The following is a 21,872-nucleotide window of genomic DNA, read 5'->3' as shown; positions in this document are numbered from 1 at the left end:
GTTATATTTTTGCGTAATCTTCTTGTTTAACACTATCAAATTTCTCTAAAGACTCTATGTACTCAGCTACATATTCTTTATTCTCATGCCCTTCTTTAATCTGTTTCATTTTGGCTTGCTCACTTGCAGATTTCAATAATAATTTAACCTCTGCGATAGCGATTGATGGCAATACCCTTAAGAACAATAAGAATAAAGTAAAGAACAATCCGATTGAACCTACGAATACACTGATATCAACCCAGGTTGGATAGAACATTGCCCAACTTGAAGGAATATAATCGCGGTGTAATGAAGTAACGATAATTACGAAACGTTCGAACCACATACCTACGTTTACCACGATTGATAAAATCCAGGTAGCTTTGATGCTTAAACGGATCTTTTTGAACCATAATAACTGTGGAGAGATTACGTTACAGGTCATCATCATCCAGTATGCCCACCAGTACGGACCAGTTGAACGGTTAACGAATGCGTATGATTCGTATTCAGAACCTGAATACCATGCGATGAAAAACTCTGTTAAATAAGCAACACCAACGATTGATCCGGTTAAGATGATGATTTTGTTCATCGACTCGATGTGGAACATGGTGATGTAATTCTCAAGACCCAATACTTTACGTGCAACCAATAATAAGGTTAATACCATCGCAAAGCCTGAGAAGATCGCACCAGCCACAAAGTATGGAGGGAAGATGGTAGTGTGCCATCCAGGGATTACCGATGTTGCAAAGTCCATTGATACAATCGTGTGTACCGAAAGTACAAGTGGTGTAGAGATACCGGCCAAAATTAACGACACCGCTTCGAAACGTTGCCATGTTTTAACACTTCCGCTCCATCCAAAAGAGAAGATAGAATAGATTTTTCTACGTGTGCCCACTGCACGGTCGCGGATGGTAGCAATATCTGGTAATAAACCTGTGTACCAGAATAATAATGATACAGAGAAGTATGTAGAGATTGCAAACATATCCCACACCAATGGTGAGTTAAAGTTTACCCATAATGATCCGAACTGGTTTGGCAAAGGTAAAACCCAATAAGCTAACCATGGACGGCCCATGTGTGATACTACGTAAGTTGCGGCACAGATTACGGCGAAAATCGTCATCGCCTCTGCCGAACGGTTAATGGAGTTACGCCAGTTCTGACGGAAAAGTAATAGTACTGCCGAAATTAGTGTTCCGGCGTGACCGATACCTACCCACCATACGAAACCGGTGATATCCCAAGCCCAACCTACTGTTTTATTTAAACCCCATGCTCCGATACCGTTCCAGAAGGTGTAACTTACTGCTACAACCCAAAGTAAAGCACCTAATGAAGCAAAGGTGAAACCAATCCACCAAGCTTTGTTCGGCTTGTTCTCTACCGGCATCAAGATATCATCCGTAATTTTTGCATACGTAATGTTATCGCCGGTAATTAATGGTTCTCTAAGTATTGATTCGTTATGTCCTGACATAATTTGTATTTTCTTTATGCTAAAGCTTACGCTTGTACTTTTGTATCTGTATTTCTAATTTTAGTCATATATCCGATACCTGGTTTCACATTGATTTCTTCCAATACGTAGTAGATACGCTCAGAACGTAATGCTTTTGAAACTTCTGAATTAGGATCGTTTGAATCACCAAATATGATTGCATTTGCTGAACAAGCTTCTTGACAAGCCATTTTGATATCGCCATCTTTTAATGGACGTTTTTCCATTTTAGCCTGTAATTTGCCACCTTGGATACGTTGGATACACATAGAGCATTTCTCCATAACACCACGCGAACGTGTAGTTACATCAGGATTTAATACCAATTGGGTAAACTCGTTATTTAAATAGTTATCGAAACGCGAATCGTTCCAGTAATTGAACCAGTTGAAACGACGTACTTTGTACGGACAGTTGTTTGCACAGTAACGTGTACCTACGCAACGGTTGTAAGCCATGTGGTTTAAACCATCTGAAGAGTGTACCGTAGCCAATACCGGACAAACTGTTTCGCAAGGTGCGTGATCACAGTGTTGGCACAACATTGGTTGGTGAACCACAGAAACATGATCCAAATCTTCTAATTTGGCAATTTCTTTTTCTTTGGTTACATCACCTGTTGGTGTTTCGTAGCTATAGTAACGGTCGATACGGATCCAGTGCATCTCACGACGACGGCGAACCTCATCACGACCTACAACAGGAATGTTATTTTCTACATTACAGGCAACAATACAAGAACCACAACCTGTACAGGCATTCAGATCGATTGCCATCACCCAGTTGTTACCTGGTTTTTCGTATTGATCCCAAAGATCGTAATCTTTATGCTCGCCTTTTTCGTTACCTGCTCCAGGATTTTTCAAAAACTCTTTAAAAGTAGCTTCTTTAATCACTGCACGGCCCTCGAAAGAGTGGTGGGTTTGTGTTTGGGCCAATTCGTAAAAACCACCTGTTGGGGTAATGCTTACATTGCTGGCATATTGCATGGTTCCGTTTACAAAAGAAACAAAAGGGAATGCATTTTTACCTACATCGTTACCTGCCTTACCAGCTTTACTACGGCCATAACCTAAAGCGATAGAAGCTGTTCCCTGTGCCTGTCCTGGTTGGATTAACACCGGAAGATCTACCGAATATCCGTTGGCACCTTTAACAGTTACCACGTCAAATTCTTTAACTTTAAATTTCTCAGCAGTTTTAGGTGCAAGGGCAACAAAGTTATCCCATGTTACTTTCGATACCGGATCAGGTAATTCCTGTAAGAATGCGTTGTTTGCATTTTTACCATCACGCATCGGTACGTTTTCGTAAACCTGTAATTCTAACTGATCGCCACCTTTAACTAAAGCTTTGCTGCTGGTGCTGATTGAAGTAGCAACCGCATCCAAAGATAAAGTAAAGCCATAAGCTACCGGAGTTTTAGCAGCTAAGGTAACTACACCTTTTTCTAAAACATCGTTCCATTTTAAACCGGCTGCAGGTAATACTTTAGCTTCCCAGTTGCTGCGTACAAACTGATAGTAATCTTTAACAGGAGCATCAGCCCAGGTTAATAAACTTTCTTCTGCCTGACGGCTGTTGAAAACAGGATTGATGGTTGGCTGTACGATAGAATAATATCCTTCGTAAGCGTTTGCATCACCCCATGATTCTAGGTAATTGTGGTTAATTGCGATCACATCACAAAGCGTAGCTGTTTCATCAGCACGATCTGAGAATGAAATCTTAGCAGGTACTTTAGTCAATGCATCAGTAAATGCTTTTGCATTTGCAGCATCGTAAGCAGGGTTACTGTTTAAGAATAAAACAGCACCAACTTCGCCACGGCCCATTTCGGCAACTAAACCGTTAAACTCGGCATCGTTACCAGCATATAAATGACTGGCGTTATCTAAATCGATGGTAGTACCATAACTTCCGATAGCGGCGTTAATGGCATTTACTAAAATTTGAGTAGAAACATCATTCGAACCGCAAACTACAAGGCCTTTACCTTTATTCTGCAACAATTCTTTAGCAGCTAATTTAATTACTTTATCAGCTGTAGTATTGTTACCTAAAGTTCCGCCAGGTAATGAAGCACCGGTAATTGCATTGTATAAAGCAATTAAAGCAGGACCTTCTTCTGATAATTTAACCGGAACACGGGTATCTGCATTGGTACCTGTTAAGCTCATTCCACTTTCGAACTGAATGTGGCGGCTCATTTTTTTATTTTCTAACGATTTATAGTTACGGTTAGCAGTGTATTGTGAAGTAAACTCTTCACCACTGATCCACGTACCCAAGAAATCGGCACTGAAACTTACAATTAAATCAGCCTTATCGAAATTGTATTTCGGTAAAACTGCTTTACCGAAACTGTTCTGATTGGCCTGGATAATACCTGTATAAGAAACGGCATCGTACTGAACCAGTTTAGCAGCAGGATATTTAGCCGCAAAAGCTGCAATTACTGCATTAGTTGACGGGCTATTAACTGTTGATGATACAATACGGATTTTCTTTCCACCTGCCTGTGCTTTTGCCAACTCGCCTTTTACAAAGCTGTCGATTTTTGCCCAGGTAGTTTCTTCAACCTGACCACCTTTTACGGTAGCAGGTGCTTTTAGTTTAGATACATCGTATAAATCCAACACCGAAGCCTGCGCTCTGGCATCAGTACCGCAGTTAAACTGGCCCGCATTCGGGTTTGGTTCAATTTTAATCGGACGTCCCTCTCTTGTTTTCACCAAAATACTCTGGCCGTTGAAGCTAGAAGTATAGAAGTTAGGTATACCCGGAGTTACTTCTTCAGGTTTTACCAGATAAGGGATAGATTTTTTTAACGGTGTACTTTGGCAGGCAGCTAACGTAACGGCACCCAATCCAAAACCTAACGCCTTTAAAAAGTCGCGGCGTGGGGTAACGGTACTTAACCCTGCTTCATTTAAAACATCTTCTATTGGAAGTGGCTCGGCGAATTCGTTTTTGTTATTTTTAACAAAATCGGGTGTATTGTTATACTCCTCTAAGCCTTTCCAGTATTTTTTATTGCTTTCCATTTAAGCTATATTACTGTTTATCGAACGTTCTTACTAAACTCTAATCTATTAATAGTGGCATTTACCACACTCTAAACCACCCAATAAAGCTGGTGTGATTTTCTCGCCTTTTTTAATCTTCTCGTGCGCTTCGATAACCTTAGCGTAGAAAGCATTGTTTTTCTGACCAGAAATATCTGTTTCTTTATGGCAGTTAATACACCATTTCATGGTTAACGGAGAATATTGATAAATTTCTTCCATTGTATTAACCGGACCGTGACAAGCGAAACACACAGGTTCGTTTGGCTGTAATCCTTTTGCTTTACGGATTGCATCTTCGGCCACAACTACGTGCTGAGAGTGGTTGAAGTAAGCAAAATCAGGTAGATTGTGTACACGTACCCACTCCATTGGTTTCGCTTTGCTCTCATCATATTTCTGTGTTTCAGGATCATATCCTAAAGAAGCATAGATTTTTTTGATCTCCGGAGAAATTTCACCATCATATTTATCACGTGCCTGTACCGCTTTGTGGCAGTTCATACAAACGTTTAACGAAGGGATGGTTGCATTTTTAGATTTGAATGCACCGTTATGGCAATACTGGCAATCGATCTGATTGATACCCGCGTGAAGCTCGTGCGAGAACTTAATTGGCTGCACTGGCTGATAGCCGGTGTGAACACCAGTTTCCCACATGCCCATCCAACCGAACGAACCTAAGCAGATGATCAAACACAAGATAAAGAACATCACGAACTTCTTGTTTTTGAACATTTTGCGCACACCAACTTTTAATGGCACATCTTCTTCGATCTCGATACCTTGTTTCTGAAGGATCAAACGCTCCAGCAATTTAGAAGCACGACCTAAGATTACCAGGATAACGATAGCTAATACTACGATAGCAACGATACCCGCAATTGATAAACCTGAAGTAGAATCATCTTTTACTGCTGCTCCACCTGCCGGGGTAGCTGCTTTAGGCTCACCTTCTTTAATGTATGCTAAGATATCTTTTACTTTTGCCTCATCTAACTCAGGGAAGGTAGTCATTGCTACTTTACCGTTATCGTTAAATAATTTAACAGCAGCAGGATCTCCTGAAGCAATTAATGCGGCATTGTTCGGAATCCATTTTAACAGGAACGATTCAGGGTGACGATCGCTTACGCCGGCTAAGGCAGGGCCTACCATTTTCTGATCTAATGCATGGCAAGAAGCACATTTTGCTTTGAAAAGCGTTCTTCCCTCTTTAGCATCCTGCGCATTTACGGTAGAAACCGCTATTACGGAAATTGCTGAAAATACGAATAACGACTTCCAAACGCTTTTTAAAATCATCGAGATATCTCTCATAATGAACACTTTATACTTATTTAATTTACTTTTTGTTGTGAAATTGATGATTGAACCCAGATAGCCCCACCAAAACTTGAACAAAAGTATAACTTATTAATAAATCCCATGACATAATAGTGACTGGAAATACAATTTATAATCATTCTAAACAAATGTCGTTTCAAGCCATTCAGGCCATAAAAATGCCCATTTTTGATACGAAATCTCAAATGGGCATACCAGAAACCGATTTGGTTTATTAAAATGTTATGATTATTGTTTTAATATCCAGGCAAACATTAACGGTGCTACGATTGTTGCATCGCTTTCTACAATAAACTTAGGCGTGTGGATATCCAATTTACCCCAAGTGATTTTTTCATTCGGTACTGCACCAGAATATGAACCATAAGAAGTGGTCGAATCAGAGATCTGGCAGAAGTAACTCCAGAAAGGAATATTCTCCATTTCCATATCCTGATATAACATAGGTACAACGCAGATCGGGAAATCGCCGGCAATACCGCCACCAATCTGGAAGAAACCGATTCCTTTACCACCACTGTTTGCAATATACCAATCGGCTAACCAGCCCATGTATTCGATACCGCTTTTCATTGTTGTGGCTTTTAACTCCTTTTTCATTACATAAGAAGCAAAGATGTTACCCATGGTAGAATCTTCCCATCCCGGTACAACAATTGGCAGATTCTTTTCTGCCGCAGCAAGCATCCACGAGTTTTTAGGGTCGATTTCGTAATATTGCTCCAAATCGCCGCTTAAAAGCATTTTGTACATAAACTCATGCGGAAAATATCTTTCTCCAGCATCATCAGCATCTTTCCAGATTTTGTGGATGTGTTTCTGCAAACGGCGGAAAGCCTCCTCCTCAGGGATACAGGTATCGGTAACGCGGTTGTAATGGTTTTCTAAAAGATCCCATTCGTCCTGCGGACTTAAATCGCGGTAATTAGGTACACGTTTATAATGTGAGTGTGCAACCAGGTTCATAATATCCTCTTCAAGGTTGGCACCAGTACAAGAAATAATGGCCACTTTATCCTGGCGGATCATTTCTGCAAGTGAAATACCCAATTCTGCAGTACTCATTGCACCGGCAAGTGTGATCATCATTTTACCACCCTCATCTAAATGCGTTTCGTAACCTTTAGCAGCATCCATCATTGCCGCAGCATTAAAATGGAGGTAATTACGCTCCATAAACTGAGATATTGGTCCTCTTGTATTGCTCATTTCGTTTTGTATTGTTTGCCGCAAAAATAGGTATTTAGGCCGAAAGGTTAAAACGTAAAAGCGATTAGCGTTTGGAGCATGGTGTTTCGCCCATGGCGCTGAGGGCATAGCGCCAATTAAGCAGTACAAATTATTACTGTATAACTTTGCAATCGTCATCCTGAATTTATTTCAGGATCTTTCATGCAGAACAATCATGAATATCTGTTTTTATTTGAAAAGCAGTTGCAGTTGCATTTATTATAAAGGTAGTCCGGCTTTGCGGTACAAGTCCTCGGCTCGTACCTCACCTGTGGGCTTTTCCCTTCAATCCGGTTTAGATGGCGGCAGGCATTGCTTCGAATCCTAGCGATCGTTATATTGACCAGAGCATGGCAGACTAATAAAACGGCTCGTCATCTCGACTGAAGCGCAGCGGAATGCCCGCCTGCTTCGGGCAGGGAGAGATCTAAATTAAAAGTATTCTCGGGGTAGATTTAGCTTCGCTGAGCACTTCGTGGTTCTCGACTGCGTTGCACTCCGCTCGAAATGACGGCTTGGGTTTTTGGAGTTGGGAGTAGCCAGACACAATTAACCAGTTAACCAATAATACAGTTCTCAATTAGCAGTTAACAATTAAGCAATCCAACAATAAAACAATATTAAGCCCTATGCTAACCAATAAACAAATGACCAGTGAACATTATTGTGTTTGGAGTTGGAAGTCGTTATATACAATTAACCGATTAAACAATTAACCAGTTAACCAACATATTACTAAATTTCCTTTTCTTTGCGCTGATGAAAAAATATTATCTAATTATTTTACTTGCGTTTGTTTCTGGAAGTTCTTTTGCACAGATGAAACTGATCAGGAAAATGCTCTCTAACGAAAAAGATACTACCCGTAAAGCCAGTTTTTTACCGCTGCCGGCCTTTGGCTATAGTCAGGAAACCGGATTTGAATTTGGTGTGGGTGCCATCTATTCATTTTATATCGATCGTAAAGATACGTTGAACCGCAGCTCCAATTTTGCTTTGAACACCACCTACTCTACCAAAAAGACGGCTAACTTTATGCTTAAGGGCGATATGTGGACGAAAGGGAACAAATATCATTTTATTGGCGATATCCGTTTCAAAAACCAGCCATTCAATTTTTATGGCATTGGTAACAACGCTAAAAAGGCAGATGAAGATAAATTAGACCAAAGGGTTTTTAAAACACTTTTCGATGCAGAAATGAATACTTTGCCCAAAGCCTACACTGGTGTTTCGTTAGGTTTTGAGAATTATCATTTTATCGACAAAGTTCCTGGAGGCATTTTTACCACCAACCCAGGTATTTTGGATAAAGAAGGTGGCTCGGTAGCCTGGATCGGTGCATCGCAGAGTTACGATACGCGCAACAGCAATAATTACCCAACGAAAGGTTTTTTTGGAAGGGCCACTTATCAATACGCACCTGATTTTTTTGGGGGCGAAAGTTTTAATGGCTCGCAGATTAAGTTAGACCTTCGCGGTTTCTTTAGCCTGGCACCAAAAGTGGTTCTGGGTGTACAGGGAATATTTTATACCATTCAGAGCAAAAGCACGCCATTTTATTTACTGCAACAATTGGGTAACGACCAGATGATGCGTGGTTATTACAGCGGCCGCTACCGCGACGAAAATCTGATGGCTGCACAGGCCGAACTCCGCTACCGCTTTATGAACCGTTTTGGTATTGTAGCTTTTGCCGGAACAGGTAAAGTATTTGCAAATGGCCAGTTTAACGGAGATGGCTTAAAACCAAACTTTGGCGTTGGCGGCCGTTACTTTTTCGACCCTGCTAAAGGTTTAAGCGTTCGTTTAGATTATGGTATGGGCGAAAAACTACCAAATGAAAAACGCCAGGCAGGATTTTACATCAGTTTAGCAGAAGCGTTTTAAAGGATGGAAAATGTGAGATGGAAAAGGGATGATGGGGTTCTTCCTGTTGTCATCCTGAACGCAGTGAAGGATCTTTAAGCACAGATATTATTATTTGCCACGGAGACAAAGAAAACAAGGAAACTCCTCTAAATAAAATCATCAATAAAAACCTCTGGGATAAAGCTTTTTCTCAATAAAAGCCATTAACGTCTTATTGTAATAAAACTTTTGGTTATCTGTAAACAAACCAAATTGATCGAAACAATACTTAACTTTTATTTTACCGTAAATAAATGTGATTGTTCCTCTAACATCTATATTTTTTTCATCGGCAGCAATAAAACCTTTCGTCATCGTGCTCAGCTTATTTAAGTCGCTTTGCTTAATAAAATTTATCGTTTCAATCGTATTACTGAAAGTACGATGAAACACATCACAATTAACTGCAACAAAAGTCGTGGTAAAAAAATCCTCCCATTCTACTTTTACAGCTGTTAATCTGGAATTTTGGGCTTTCGATTGGTGATGTAGGAGCAGAACACTAAAAAAGATGATGATGATTCTTTTCATATTTTCTTATTGATTAAGCTTTATGGTAATTCAGAACTAAAGATTTGATCAAAGATAATTTTATTGTCACGGAAAACATGGACAACACTTAGCTAAATTCTCTCTCCTACAATTGTCAATTCTGAGACTAGCCGGAAGATTCTTTTATGGAAGGTGTAAAATGGACGATGGAATGAAAATGTATCGAAATGCGAGTGGTCATCATTTCGACCGTAACCTGTTCCGAATATTCGGGAGCGGGGAAATCTGCAGCAAAGATCTTTGCATTCTTGCCAAATTTTGTCATAATTTGCTTCTTATGCAACGCGAGTCTTAGCTTTAAAGGCACAAGTCTCCCGCCCCATTTGCCCTAACCACGAAGACTTGCGCCAGATTAGTGGTTTTAAAGGATGGAAAATGGGAGATGGAAAAGGGATGATGGGGTATTTCATGCTGTCATCCTGAACGCAGTGAAAGATCTTTAAACACAGATATTATTATTTGCCACGGAGACACGGAAAGCACGGAGAATGCATCTTAATCACTACACGACCAAGGTTTGTCATCCTGAGCGTAGTCGAAGGATCTTACGCGATCGCCATTTCGAGCGGAGTGCAACGCAGTCGAGAACCCGAAGGCTCAGCGAGGCTAAATCTCTTTCAATATAGATCTCCACTGCGTTTCGGTCGAGATGACGCTAATTTTTAACCCTGTCAATAATCATACCCAGGGGGAAACCAAATCCCACGTTTATTAGCTAATCCAATATTTGGCAAAACATGGTTGGCATCTAAAGTAGATATATCAATGTTTTCCTTTGTACAAATAATATGAGCCAGATTTCCACCATTAAAAACCTTTTCTTTAAGCATAGCTAAGGCATCTTCATAATCAAAAGCAGTTACACCGCATCCCATTCTCGTTCCTGGTGGTACTTTAGGATAATTTTTAAACTCAAACCAATATCTAATCATAAATAAAAATGAAAAATAATGTAATATCACTAATCACTCAATAACAACTAAAGTTATATCCCTTATTGTGGCTTTATACCCAGACAAATGCCCTTGATGTTCAGCATCGATTCTTCCATGCAACATTACAGTTCTATTGAACATATTTTTGAAACTTTCCTCTTTGCCAAAAAGATTAGTCTTATTTACAGAGGATATCAGAGGACATTTTAGTATGAAAGCATCAAATTCAACCCATAACGCATTTTCGGAATTGCTGTAAAATCCTTTTCCATACAGCGCAGATTCTTCAAATCCCGATCGATATTTGCCCCTAAGCTCTACATATTTACCATCATAGTAACTGATATTGACCAAAAGATTATCCATTTCTACCTTTTGATATGTTTTATCTTTCCCGCATATGCTGCTGTAAATTTCAGGTTTCGACGAGCAGGACATTAATATCATTACCAAAGCGTAAAATAAATTTTTATAACGATTCATATAGATATCTAGTTTAAGGAAATACCAACGGAAACATCAAAGAAACTTTTCGGTTATTTTCATGAAGATTTTCCGGCAAAACAACTAAGTCAGAATTTGATAAGGGGCATTTTTTCCAGGTGTAATCCGGATATTTATCCCGGTCAACATCAAACCAATAATATAGCTTAAAGTCACTAACCTTACTATTTACCTCCACCAATGCATTGATCATTTCCATGTTGATAGGATCAGTAATTTGGCACATACGGTCGTCTTCATTTTTCAGCCACTTGTTGTAAAGATTTAAATATCTATTTTTCCATTCAGTGATATTTATTTCGCTAGATAGGTATTGCAAGGCCACATGATCTGGGGCAAGTTCTGTTTCTGTTAAAAGCTTCCAGATCAAACCTTCCTCAGCCACCGTTACCATTACTTTAAAATACTCCATATAGATCAAATTTATACTGATTTTAACGTGCTTTTCAGAACAATGTAGGAAAGCCAAATCAGTTAAGCCCAAGAACTTATCCTTCCGGTGCTATAAGCGTTATATTTAAATTTAGTGTTTTCAAATCATTCCCAAAATGGGCGTAAAAAGACTGATCACAATCAATTTTCGTTAACTTTTTAAAGCTACTAAAAGTAGCTTTAATTTTTTCTTTACTACTGAATGATGTATTATGAAGAATTAAATGTTTTATAGAAAGGTTTTTTAAAATGCTTAAATGATCCAGGTTCACCCCATCAAAATCGATACATTCAAGAGCATCAAAACCAATGAGCCAATTTGGAATATCAAAAAAAATTCCCTCTTTCAGTGCTTCATCAGAAAACGTTTTCTTCAGAATAATTTTTCTTACTTGATAAATTTTTTCCTGTAGTATATCCGGTATTTGTACGCTGTCAAAATCCGGTGTAGAAAATAATGTATGGGGTAATCCTTCAAAACCTATTACGACACATTGTGGGCTTAAAAACATTATTGTATCACCACTATCCCGAAATTCCAGATCAGTGTTAATGAATCCACTACCTTTAATTACCGACTTTGGTAAATTTTCTCTTGATTTGTTCATTAAAGTCTAAATTTTCTGATGATACTTTTTAATATAATGATAAAAACCATCATCTGTATTCACAATAGTACTTCCTTCTTCTTTTTTACCAGCATTTAGGTAATAAATTACTTTCTTCCTAGTATCAATTTTTATGGTATCTCCTATTGACATTGCGCTAACATGTATGTCATATATCTCAACCTTCCCACTCTTAACCATACAATAATAATTATCCTTTTGGCGCGGATCGTACATTTTAATGTTTGATTTCAATATCCTAAGGTTGGCAATACCAAAACCATTAAAACTGCTCACCTTATCGAGTTTATAAACAACTCCTGTTAATTGCAGGTTCAAATTTTCGAAGGCTAAGTTGTTTAGCCTGTTCCGATTCCAATCGAGGTAATACAATCCAACTGATACAATAATTAGAGCTGCTAAAAAATAGAGAACATTTTTCATGGAGGTTATTGTAATGTAAAAGAGGTTAGGTATGTAAATCAGTTTACGAAGATTTGCGACATATAGGGCTTTAATTAATAAGGCTGCAAATGATTATTTTATCTTATAATACACCTGATTATTGAGTTTAATATTGGTACGGGAGATAACCGTAATATAACATGGATCAGAAATTTCTTTTGGATTGGGTACCTTCACTTCCCTGATCTTTGAATTAGTCCCAAACTGCAACAGGCTGGATGTTATGGCTTCACTTCCGATTTCCAATTCTCCTTCAACAAAAACCTTTGAAAGTATAGTAAGATACAATTCATCCTTAACCAGTCGATATTTACCTTTCAACCTGATAAGGCTTCTTGCATCATCACCTTCGCTGTACAGATTGAGGATAAACCTACCATCTTTGCTAAATACAAAATGCTGATCAATTCCACTTCCTACAATTTTGCTGCCTTTCTGCCAAACACCGATCAATGCATTATTCGTAATGTACGAAACAGGCTTTTTTTCCTGTGCCCGGGTGCTGCAATAAGTTGTTATTAACAAAATAACCATCAATATATTCTTCATCATTAATATCATTTAAAATTACCAATAGCTTTAGCCAATTTTGGGATATCATCAAAACACTCATCTATTTTTTTCTGATAATGATGCGCTCCATATAATGAAATAAACTGCTCCTTTACGCTCCAGTGTGTATCATCTTCTTTTGGCCCGCTAATAATTGGCGATATGATGAAGTTTTCACTTTAAAGCTTAGTTGTCAGTCCCCATTTAACATTCCCTTTAAAGCTGTTAATTACAACCTCAATGTCTTTATAAATTTTATCGTCTTTCTTTTTGTTTTTAAACTTAAACCTAAAAAAAGGCATGTAGCTATATTTATCTTTTTTATCGAACATTGATACTTTGGATGTCCCGATTGCAGCTATACTGTCCAAAGTTTCAAAAAGGAGTGTATTTATTTTATTTAGATCCATCTTAATCTTCGTAATTATTAACCCAATTAATCTTTTATTTGAGCCCAATATCATTAAGATAAATTTTAAAGACATTAACATCAGCCTTTGATTTTACGGAACCACTACCCTTAGGCACCAGAATCGATAGATTAGCATCATCCGGACTGTAAAATAATTTGAGATTATTAAAATCGTAAGGATGATTTGTACCATCAAAGTACAAAGGATGTACACTACACATTTTACCTTCTTTTTGCAATATATAAACCACATAGCTACTACAGTTATGTCCATTACAAAAGGGATTTATACCTTTTATTAAAAAGATTTTTCTCTTCCCGGTACTATAAAGCTTAATAAAGGGTGAAGATTTATCACCACTCCAAACATTACTAAACTGCCTTAAAAAATCTTCTCCAATGTTTAGGGCATGTACTTTACCGAGAGATAATTTTACACCATCGAGCATAAAAAAACTGTTAACATATCTATAATCATCACCTATGAAAAAACTATTCTTGTTAAAAATCCCTTTAGTATCTTTTAGTTCAATATTATATGCGATGTTGATGTTACCGATTTTCTTTGTACAGAAAACTTTTATGGCCTTGCTCTTAGCTGTATAAGTATATTTATAATTAAATGCACTTCCATTTAGAGAAGGAACAACTTTAAAACCTTTGTAGAGGGCGTTGATAATGCCAGCACTATCAATCTTTTTCTCATCATTAGATATTGTTTTTAAGCTACTCGCCTTTAAGCTTTTACCTAAAGTAAAAAGAATACAGATTAAGAAGATATTTCTCATATTAATCCCTTTTGAATATGATTGTGTTGCCATTGTCCTGCCAATAATCTGTGATATTAACTTAATGAAACTCCAAGTTAAGGCTTCCAACCTTGCTTAATCATTCTTAATCTATCCCTTAACATTCGTCCGCTTGCAATTCTCTTAATTGATTTTCGCCAGGGAAGGTTCTTATTATGGATTACTTTTTTCAAAAATATTTGAACGCCGGCTAATTTGTAATTTTCGGCAAATCTCATATCCGTATTCCATGAAGGAGGGAAAATCATAAAGTAAAAAACCCTCTCGCTGAGGTTGCCCAGATTAACCAGTTCCAAACAATATTCTGATACTTCAAGATATTCATTCAATTCGAGTTTCTGAATTCCAATGATGCAAATCATTTTTTTAGATTCACTTAGGCTTTTATCCCCCATATTTCTTTTAATATCCTCAAGGTACATTTTTGGATGATTATATATCAACATAAAATCTTCAATAGCCAATAATCTGCCTAATGGCTCCCAATCATTAGTAATTTTATGATCAATACCCGTTAGCAGGGAATCAAAATCAATGGTATAGGCGTTATAAAAATTGATAAAATCAGTTTTCCCTTTTCCCTGTGATTGAATAAAGCTGCCAATTAGAATTATGAAAAGAAATAGTGTTTTTTGGTTTACCATATGGTTATCCCGGATTGAGTGAGCCTTATAAATCTACAACATTTCCCTTACCTAACACAAGTATTAGTGCTCAACCCTATGTAATTTTGCCTTTAAATTAAACGAACCATGAAAACAGGCAATCTTTAAGCAAATAATACTGCCACGGAGACAGAACAATGCCGATCAAACAATACTCCTGCACTTATCGCCAAATGCTATGCCTCTTACATCATCCATTTTCCCTCTTCCATCATCCATTTTCCATCTTCCATTTTCCATCTTCCATCCCTAATTATTCCTCCTCCGCTCCTCTTCATTGCCCGGTTTCCTATCCTGTTGTTTAATTTTTTCGTTGCCAAAGTTGTAACGGAGTGTAACCCGCAGCTGGCGGCTATCGTAATAGTTATTATAATCCTGCCTGATGTGATTAACCAGACTGCTAAAACGGTACCGGTTTGTTTTCAAAATATCACTTGCGGTAATGGCCAATTGTATTTTTTTATTAAGCAGTAGAGCCTTAATACCCAGATCGAGGTTATACTGGTTTTTATTTTTATTCAGTCCATCAACAGTTGGAAACTGGTACCAGAAACTTACCTCACCCAAAACGGTTTTCGATGGGTTAAAAACAAACTGGTTAAGGGTAGAAAAATAGGCGCCAAATCCATTTAAACTGCCAAGGGTTTGGGCGATATTGGAATGGGAGGCATTGTAAAAAACATCCAGTTGATTAATGCTTTCCCAGCCCTTTACCACATTAAGGCTAATGGCATTGCTCAGTTGATAATGATAACCTGTTATAAAATTAACCGGTTTAGAGGCCTGGATATTTGTAAGCGCGTCAATAAAATTGACATCATTAAATCCGTTTGTGGTTTTACTGAAAGATAGTGAAGTGCTGTACCTATCATAACTATGCGAAAGCTCGATATTATCGTTATAAGATGGCTGCAAAAACGGATTACCTTCGGCGTAGGCAAATTGATTGCTGTACCACCTAAAAGGATTAAGTTTACGGTACGGCGGACGGTTAATCCGACGGCCATAGTTTAGCGAAAAAGTATTTTTATCATTTGCCCTATAAACGATGTACAACGTTGGAAAAAGACGGAAATATTCGCTTTTATGCTGTTCATTAACCGAAATTCCATCAACCTGTGTGTATTCGCCCCTTAATCCTACTTGAAAATCCCATTTCTTTATCGTTTTATTAAAATTTGCATACAGGGCCTGGGTGTTTTCCTGATAATTGAATAGGTTGCTTTGTGCAGCATCTATTTCATAAGCGTTATTACGCGATCTGTAAAAAGCCAGATCACTCTGATTACTGATAAGGCTCAGTTTTGCACCCAAGGATAATTTAAAGGTTTTATAGGGAAGATCCACATCTGCTTTTAAAGTATACAAATCGATGCTTTGTTTACTGGTTGACAGGTATTCGGCAAAGGAATTTGGAATCATATCTCCGTTTTGAAAATAGCTGATATTGTTAAAAAACCTGCTCTTATCATCACTATATTTAAACCAATCGGCATTAATGGTTAATTGTTTTCCGGCGGAATCTAAAGCTTGTTTCAAATAAACATTGGCCGAATGATAGTGCGATCTGATTTTAGCATTTGCATCAGAATTAAGCACCGAATCTAAACCCTTGCTTTGATTGTAAACTTTCGTTTTAATGTTCTCTTCCGAATGGAAATTGGTTAGTCCACCATTATACGATAAACCAAATAAGGTATTTTTTGAAACCTGGTAATCTACCCCGATCTGCCCACTAGGTACTGTTCTGAAATTGCGGTCTTTATTTACAATATTCCAGGTTTGGTTGGGATAAAAAACAGCACTTTGTTCGAAAGGAACAATAGACCCTTTTCTGATGTTGAGATTCGAAGAAAGTGTAATTTTATTTTTGCGATAACTTAAATTTCCACCGGTAGATGCGGTTAAATAATTTGCCTGCGTTACAGCTGTATTTACCGAACCTTTAAAACCTTCGGCTGTAACTGGTTTGAACACCAGGTTGATCAGTCCGTTGTTTCCCTGCGCGTCGTACCTGGCCGGCGGATTGGTAATCACCTCAATTTTCGCGATACGATCAGAGGGGATTGATTTTAGATAATCCGATAGTTCATCTGCAGATAATGGCACCAATTTTTCATTGATCATTACATTAACCCCGCCTTTGCCTACTAAAGATACTTTATCGTTTAAAACCCTTACTCCGGGCACTTTTGAGAGTAATTCCAATGCATCTGTTCCGATTGCAGAAACATTATTTTCTACATTAAAAACAGTGCGGTCGATCTTTTTTTCGATCGTCGCTTTTTTACCATTTACCTCAACTTCGTTTAAACTTTTAAAGTTTTCCTGTAACTGAATATCGATTAAAGTATCACGGTTTAAGATAAATGATTGGCTTAGGTTTTTAAAATCGATTGCCGAAAAAACAACTGAATATTTTCCGGCAGGCAACTTATTGAAATGGTATCTTCCTAAACTATCGGTTTGGGTATAATTTACCGTATGGTTAGCACCCGAAATTTTAACGGTAATAAAAGGCAAAGCCTTGGCATTTTCATCGCTTACCTTTCCTGAAAGATTAAACTGCGCTTTCGAAGATAAAACAGAAAAAAAAGCAATCAGAAAAAAAAGAGATCTGAACATTTAACGATTTAAAGCAAAACCTATTAATGGGTTTCAGCTGTTTTTAGATTGAAGTATAAAACTTCTTTTTTAACTTCCTTATTATCGTCCGATATCATGGTTGCATCATTTACCAGTACCGTATTATTATTTTTATTATAAGTGATTTTTCTTCCGTTAACAACCAGTTTGTTATAGCGTAATTCTGCATTGCCAAATAAATATACAATCGATTTATCTTTGCTAAATCTAACCGAATCAAGTGCCTTGTATTCTACTTTATCTTTTGCATTTGACAAATCCTCCTTTTTATGGTCGGCATTGGTTAAATTATCTGCCCATAACTCACCCTTTCCATGCCCCATCTTAAAAACACCTTTATTGAGGTCTAAATCAAATGAACTGGCCGTTGTTATTGACCGGCCATCCAAACTTTTAAGAATACCATCTTTGGCTATTACCCTGTTATTAACCTGATCAAACTCAATGTTCTTTGCTTCCAGTTTATAATTTAGAAAATCCATCACTGCATCATTCATGTAAGTAGTCTTATTTCTTACATCCCCTGTTATTTTGGAAAATGAAATAATTTTTGGACTGGCTGCTTCTGAAAGCACAACCGGCTCATCTTTTACGGCAACCATTTTCTGTTTCCCATCGATAAGATAAAAACGGTTATAAAGCGCTGCGTTTTTGATCAGGTATTTTTTGGGCTGCGAATACAGCACAATCATTTTATCTGTTGTATAGGTATTTTTCGAAACCAGTTTTTCGCCGATAAATTTAGCCAGTACACGGTCTCCCACTTTAAAGTTTTTATCTGTAATATGCTGGCCCCTTAAATCTAAATTTATGGTATACGTACCGTTGTTCAGTACAATTTTTTCGATCTTATTATTGCCCGATTTTTCTATCGCTTTAATTCTTGTAAGGGCAGAACGGGCTTTATTCGCTTCGTACAAAAAGGGATAGTTTTCTATTTTTTCCTCAAAAATCAGCGTTCCGTCCGAGTTTGTGATTTTGTTTGGAATGTACACAGGTCCATGCAATTCAGCAATTACTTTACCCTTTTTATCCATGGTTTTCATACCAAGTACTTTACTGCTGATGTAAGTTACAAGCTCATCGCCAATTTTGATTTTATCTTTAAAATCGGCTGCATAAATGGGGTAAATTTCGCCATTAGATAATAAATTAATGGTATAACCACCCATCGTGGTTTTTTCAATTTTAAGGACTTTTCCTTTTAAGGTCCCCTCATAAAAATCTTTTGCTGGTTTCTTTCCTTCTTTTATCTGCTGTGCATATACCACCTGTATGGCAAATAACCAGAACAGGCCCAAAGCAACCGGCAAAGCCAATAAATACATTAATTTTTTCATGTTTTTAGATTTTGAGTCGAACAACATTTTAATCCGGGCCTTAATCGGGCTTTTAACAAAGTTGTGCACCAGGGGCATATCGCTTTTACTGATGGCCAGTTTTAATAAAAGATTGGCGTAAGCCTGGTTCCCGAAATCGCCAGAGGTAATTTCATCAGCCTCATATTCGTGCACCTGTTCCAAAGCTTTATCGTACAGGTAAACAATAGGGTTAAACCATAAGATGGATTTAAAAACCATCAGGATAATTTTATCTATGGAATGGAGTTGCCTGGCATGTACCTGCTCGTGTTTGAGCAGAACAGATAAATCGGTAGCACTTAAAGCAGCACCATCTATAAAAACATAATAAAAAAAAGAGCAGTTGGTAAAGCCTTCTGTTTTGGGTATCAGCTTTAAACCATCGCTATTTTTGGTATATCCCCTCGTATGTTTAAGCAAACCCAATACCCGCCATAGGCTGATGAGCAATAAAAGCAAAGCGATACCAACATAAATATAAGAAGCCAATGCCGACCAATCTATGCGATGTACAACCTGCTGATCATCCTTAACCATTACCGGCTGGATAAACTGAACCGGAGCAGGGCTAACAGGCTTTATTTCGGGTATTTCTGCAGCAACCTCTTCTACCACTGCTATTTCGCGCCTCAGCTCAAGCTGTAGTGTTGGAATTATAAAACTTAGTAACAGCGTAACCAGCAGGTAAAACCGGTTGATTTTAAAGAAAGTGAGTTTTCGTAAAAACAGCAGGTAAAAACCAAAAAACAGTACCGTACAGGCAGTAACTTTAAGCAGATAGATTAAGCTTTCCATAGTCAGATTATTTAGCATCCGCGTTTTGAGAACTGTACAAAGCCATCCAGAATCAGGTTACTGATTTTCCTGATATTCTTTTCCCGGTTGATATAATCCAGCGTTTTTACATCCGATACATTTCCCATTTCGATTAAAACCTCAGGCACTTTCGATTCCCTCAACAATAAAAGACTTGCATCTTTTAAAGATTCTTTCACTGCCAAACCATTTTGCTGTTTTAACCGATTTAAGATACCGGCTCCCAATTCTTCATTAATTCTGATGTTAGGGTTAAGCTTAGAAACATAAACTTCTATCCCCCCGAAAGGCGCTACAGCAGCTGAAGATGCGGTATTGTGGTGGATGGAAATAAATGCAGTAGCTTCCTGTTTTGGCAAACGATCGCGCAGGGATAAAAACTGATCGTCTTTTCTTGTTAATATTACCTTAATGCCTCTTTTGGCGGCTTCTTCAGCCAATATTTTTACTGCCCTTAAATTCAGGTCTTTTTCTTTTTGCCCGTCCAGGGCAGTTGATGCATCATCTTTTCCGCCATGTCCGGCATCGATAATTAAAGTAGGTTTCACCTCTTTAAAAGCAGCCCTTGCATTTGGGTTAACTTTTATGCTGCTGTTTAAATAATTCATGGCATATACATTTGGTGCTTGAGCGGCATCGGCAGAAGGCTGATTTTGACCAATTGTTTTCTCTACAGTAATTTCTTTCCGGTTGATAAAAGCCATACAACAGATTAATAAAACCGGTAATATTGCCAGATAAGCAAGCTTTTGATACTTTAAATCGGGTTCTTTGTACATCATCATGATCCTGTTTTTTAGTGGGAGTTTACTAAAACTATTGACAGCAATATTTTTAGAAGGCACGGCCAGATTTAAAAGTAATGAAGCGTATTCTTTTTTATCTGCAACCCTGGCAGTTTGCCGATCGGCCAAAAATTCGTGGTTATGATCGATTGCGTTGCGCCAGAAATAAATAATAGGATTGAACCAAAGGATTGCAGTTATTAAATTGACCAAAAGCTTATCAACGGCATGCAATTGTTGCACATGAACAGATTCGTGTTTGATAACCAATTGCCTTTGATCGGCTTTTAAGGAAGAATCGACAATAATCCGGTTAAAAAAAGAACAGTTTTTAATGGTCGATTGTCCATCAACCAAAACAACTGCACCATTTACATTTAGCGTATGTTTACGCAATTGCAGCTTAATGTGCAACATCATCAATAGCATCCTAAAAACCAGAACAGCCAAAATAAAACAGTAAGCATACAGCAGAAGCTGGTTCCAGTTTATGGTATTAAAATTGGCTTTTCCATCATCTACGTAATCCTTTTCTGCAAAACCATCGTTATTATACCCTATCTTTAAAGGAACTTCCTGGTTGTGCACCACCACTTCGTGCCTGTTTTCGATGGTGATTGCCGGAATTGTAAAACTAAATACCAGCGTTAACAGCAGATAAACACGGTTAAGGTTAAAAAACGTGCGTTTAGCCAATAAAAGCTGGTAAGCAGCAAAAAATACAAACGTACAGGCCGAAACCTTTAACAGATAGATTAAAATCATGATTTCGAATCCTGGTTAATGATGTTTTTAATTTCTTCTATATCTTTTTCACTTAATTTTTCTTCTTTTACCATAAATGATAAAAGGCTGGTAGGGGAATTATCGAAATAACCCGCAAATAATTTGGAGAATGTGGTTTTGGCGTATTCATCTTTACCAATGGCCGGAAAGTATTCGTAGGTTTTGCCGTAAGCCTTATAGTTAACATAACCTTTCTTCTCCAAAAGCCTAACAATTGATGAAATGGTATTGTAAGGAGGCTTGGGTTCATCATCCAGTTCATCAATAATATCTTTTACAAATGCCTTTTGCAGTTTCCATAAAACCTGCATAATACGCTCTTCTGCTTTGGTTAATTCTTCCATACCCAAATCTATAACTTATTTTTCAGTTTCAAAACTATAAAACAAGTTATATTACTGAAAAATCAGTTTAAAAATACAAAACACTGAATATCAATTAAATAAAATTATTAAGTTACTGATTTAAAGATCCTTCATTGCATTCAGGATGA

19 protein-coding genes are annotated in these 21,872 nt (G+C 37.7%); 1 reads left to right on the top strand and 18 read right to left on the bottom strand.

Annotated features, from left to right (window positions below; all coding sequences use genetic code 11):
- Position 1: 1 nt before the first annotated feature.
- The 4 genes from nrfD to B2V92_RS24165 all read right to left on the bottom strand — a co-directional run bounded on the left by nrfD (position 2) and on the right by B2V92_RS24165 (position 7,119).
- Positions 2–1,474 (bottom strand): NrfD/PsrC family molybdoenzyme membrane anchor subunit, encoded by a 1,473-nt coding sequence (nrfD, locus tag B2V92_RS24180; RefSeq protein WP_293312944.1) that lies wholly within the window; start codon positions 1,472–1,474, stop codon positions 2–4.
- Positions 1,475–1,500: 26 nt separating this feature from the next.
- On the bottom strand, positions 1,501–4,542 hold the full coding sequence (locus tag B2V92_RS24175) for a TAT-variant-translocated molybdopterin oxidoreductase (RefSeq protein WP_293312942.1): 3,042 nt from the start codon (positions 4,540–4,542) through the stop codon (positions 1,501–1,503).
- A gap of 48 nt (positions 4,543–4,590) precedes the next feature.
- Positions 4,591–5,883 carry a c-type cytochrome gene (locus tag B2V92_RS24170; RefSeq protein ID WP_293312940.1) on the bottom strand — a complete coding sequence of 431 codons (1,293 nt, stop codon included), beginning with the start codon at positions 5,881–5,883 and terminating at the stop codon, positions 4,591–4,593.
- A 255-nt stretch (positions 5,884–6,138) separates the two neighbouring features.
- Positions 6,139–7,119 carry a deoxyhypusine synthase family protein gene (locus B2V92_RS24165; RefSeq protein WP_047798874.1) on the bottom strand — a complete coding sequence of 327 codons (981 nt, stop codon included), beginning with the start codon at positions 7,117–7,119 and terminating at the stop codon, positions 6,139–6,141.
- Between the two features lie 780 nt (positions 7,120–7,899).
- On the opposite strand from B2V92_RS24165, the gene B2V92_RS24160 reads away from it, so the two are divergent.
- On the top strand, positions 7,900–9,030 hold the full coding sequence (locus B2V92_RS24160; protein WP_293312937.1) for a BamA/TamA family outer membrane protein: 1,131 nt from the start codon (positions 7,900–7,902) through the stop codon (positions 9,028–9,030).
- Positions 9,031–9,171: 141 nt separating this feature from the next.
- Here the strand turns inward: B2V92_RS24160 and B2V92_RS24155 are convergent, their stop codons facing one another.
- The 14 genes from B2V92_RS24155 to B2V92_RS24090 form a co-directional block, all read right to left on the bottom strand.
- Complete coding sequence (locus B2V92_RS24155) at positions 9,172–9,582, bottom strand: hypothetical protein (protein ID WP_293312935.1); 411 nt, start codon at positions 9,580–9,582, stop codon at positions 9,172–9,174.
- Between the two features lie 692 nt (positions 9,583–10,274).
- Positions 10,275–10,535 (bottom strand): hypothetical protein, encoded by a 261-nt coding sequence (locus tag B2V92_RS24150; RefSeq protein ID WP_293312933.1) that lies wholly within the window; start codon positions 10,533–10,535, stop codon positions 10,275–10,277.
- 33 nt (positions 10,536–10,568) lie between these two features.
- On the bottom strand, positions 10,569–11,021 hold the full coding sequence (locus B2V92_RS24145) for a hypothetical protein (RefSeq protein ID WP_293312932.1): 453 nt from the start codon (positions 11,019–11,021) through the stop codon (positions 10,569–10,571).
- 13 nt (positions 11,022–11,034) lie between these two features.
- The gene (locus B2V92_RS24140) at positions 11,035–11,454 is read right to left on the bottom strand and encodes a hypothetical protein (protein WP_293312930.1); all 420 of its coding nucleotides are present in this window, start codon (positions 11,452–11,454) and stop codon (positions 11,035–11,037) included.
- Positions 11,455–11,530: 76 nt separating this feature from the next.
- Positions 11,531–12,082 (bottom strand): hypothetical protein, encoded by a 552-nt coding sequence (locus B2V92_RS24135; RefSeq protein WP_293312928.1) that lies wholly within the window; start codon positions 12,080–12,082, stop codon positions 11,531–11,533.
- 6 nt (positions 12,083–12,088) lie between these two features.
- Positions 12,089–12,526 carry a hypothetical protein gene (locus B2V92_RS24130; protein ID WP_293312926.1) on the bottom strand — a complete coding sequence of 146 codons (438 nt, stop codon included), beginning with the start codon at positions 12,524–12,526 and terminating at the stop codon, positions 12,089–12,091.
- Positions 12,527–12,619: 93 nt separating this feature from the next.
- Positions 12,620–13,099 carry a hypothetical protein gene (locus B2V92_RS24125; RefSeq protein WP_293312924.1) on the bottom strand — a complete coding sequence of 160 codons (480 nt, stop codon included), beginning with the start codon at positions 13,097–13,099 and terminating at the stop codon, positions 12,620–12,622.
- A 179-nt stretch (positions 13,100–13,278) separates the two neighbouring features.
- On the bottom strand, positions 13,279–13,509 hold the full coding sequence (locus B2V92_RS24120; protein WP_293312922.1) for a hypothetical protein: 231 nt from the start codon (positions 13,507–13,509) through the stop codon (positions 13,279–13,281).
- 34 nt (positions 13,510–13,543) lie between these two features.
- The gene (locus tag B2V92_RS24115) at positions 13,544–14,299 is read right to left on the bottom strand and encodes a hypothetical protein (RefSeq protein ID WP_293312921.1); all 756 of its coding nucleotides are present in this window, start codon (positions 14,297–14,299) and stop codon (positions 13,544–13,546) included.
- Positions 14,300–14,376: 77 nt separating this feature from the next.
- Positions 14,377–14,964 carry a hypothetical protein gene (locus B2V92_RS24110; protein ID WP_293312919.1) on the bottom strand — a complete coding sequence of 196 codons (588 nt, stop codon included), beginning with the start codon at positions 14,962–14,964 and terminating at the stop codon, positions 14,377–14,379.
- A gap of 270 nt (positions 14,965–15,234) precedes the next feature.
- Positions 15,235–17,610 carry an outer membrane beta-barrel protein gene (locus B2V92_RS24105; protein WP_293312917.1) on the bottom strand — a complete coding sequence of 792 codons (2,376 nt, stop codon included), beginning with the start codon at positions 17,608–17,610 and terminating at the stop codon, positions 15,235–15,237.
- A 23-nt stretch (positions 17,611–17,633) separates the two neighbouring features.
- Positions 17,634–19,787: a M56 family metallopeptidase gene (locus B2V92_RS24100; RefSeq protein WP_293312916.1), complete on the bottom strand. Its 2,154-nt coding sequence runs from the start codon at positions 19,785–19,787 to the stop codon at positions 17,634–17,636.
- An 11-nt stretch (positions 19,788–19,798) separates the two neighbouring features.
- Positions 19,799–21,358, bottom strand: a complete 1,560-nt coding sequence (locus tag B2V92_RS24095; protein ID WP_293312914.1) for an N-acetylmuramoyl-L-alanine amidase — start codon at positions 21,356–21,358, stop codon at positions 19,799–19,801.
- Positions 21,355–21,723, bottom strand: coding sequence for a BlaI/MecI/CopY family transcriptional regulator (locus B2V92_RS24090; protein WP_293312912.1), 369 nt, complete (start codon positions 21,721–21,723; stop codon positions 21,355–21,357). Before B2V92_RS24090 ends, B2V92_RS24095 begins: the two co-directional genes overlap by 4 nt.
- Positions 21,724–21,872: the final 149 nt, after the last annotated feature.

Origin of the sequence: Pedobacter sp. UBA5917, from assembly GCF_002432345.1 — a bacterium.
In the GTDB taxonomy this organism is placed as follows: domain Bacteria; phylum Bacteroidota; class Bacteroidia; order Sphingobacteriales; family Sphingobacteriaceae; genus Pedobacter.
Note: the sequence above shows the minus strand (reverse complement) of the source record. Positions and strands in the feature narration are given on the sequence as shown.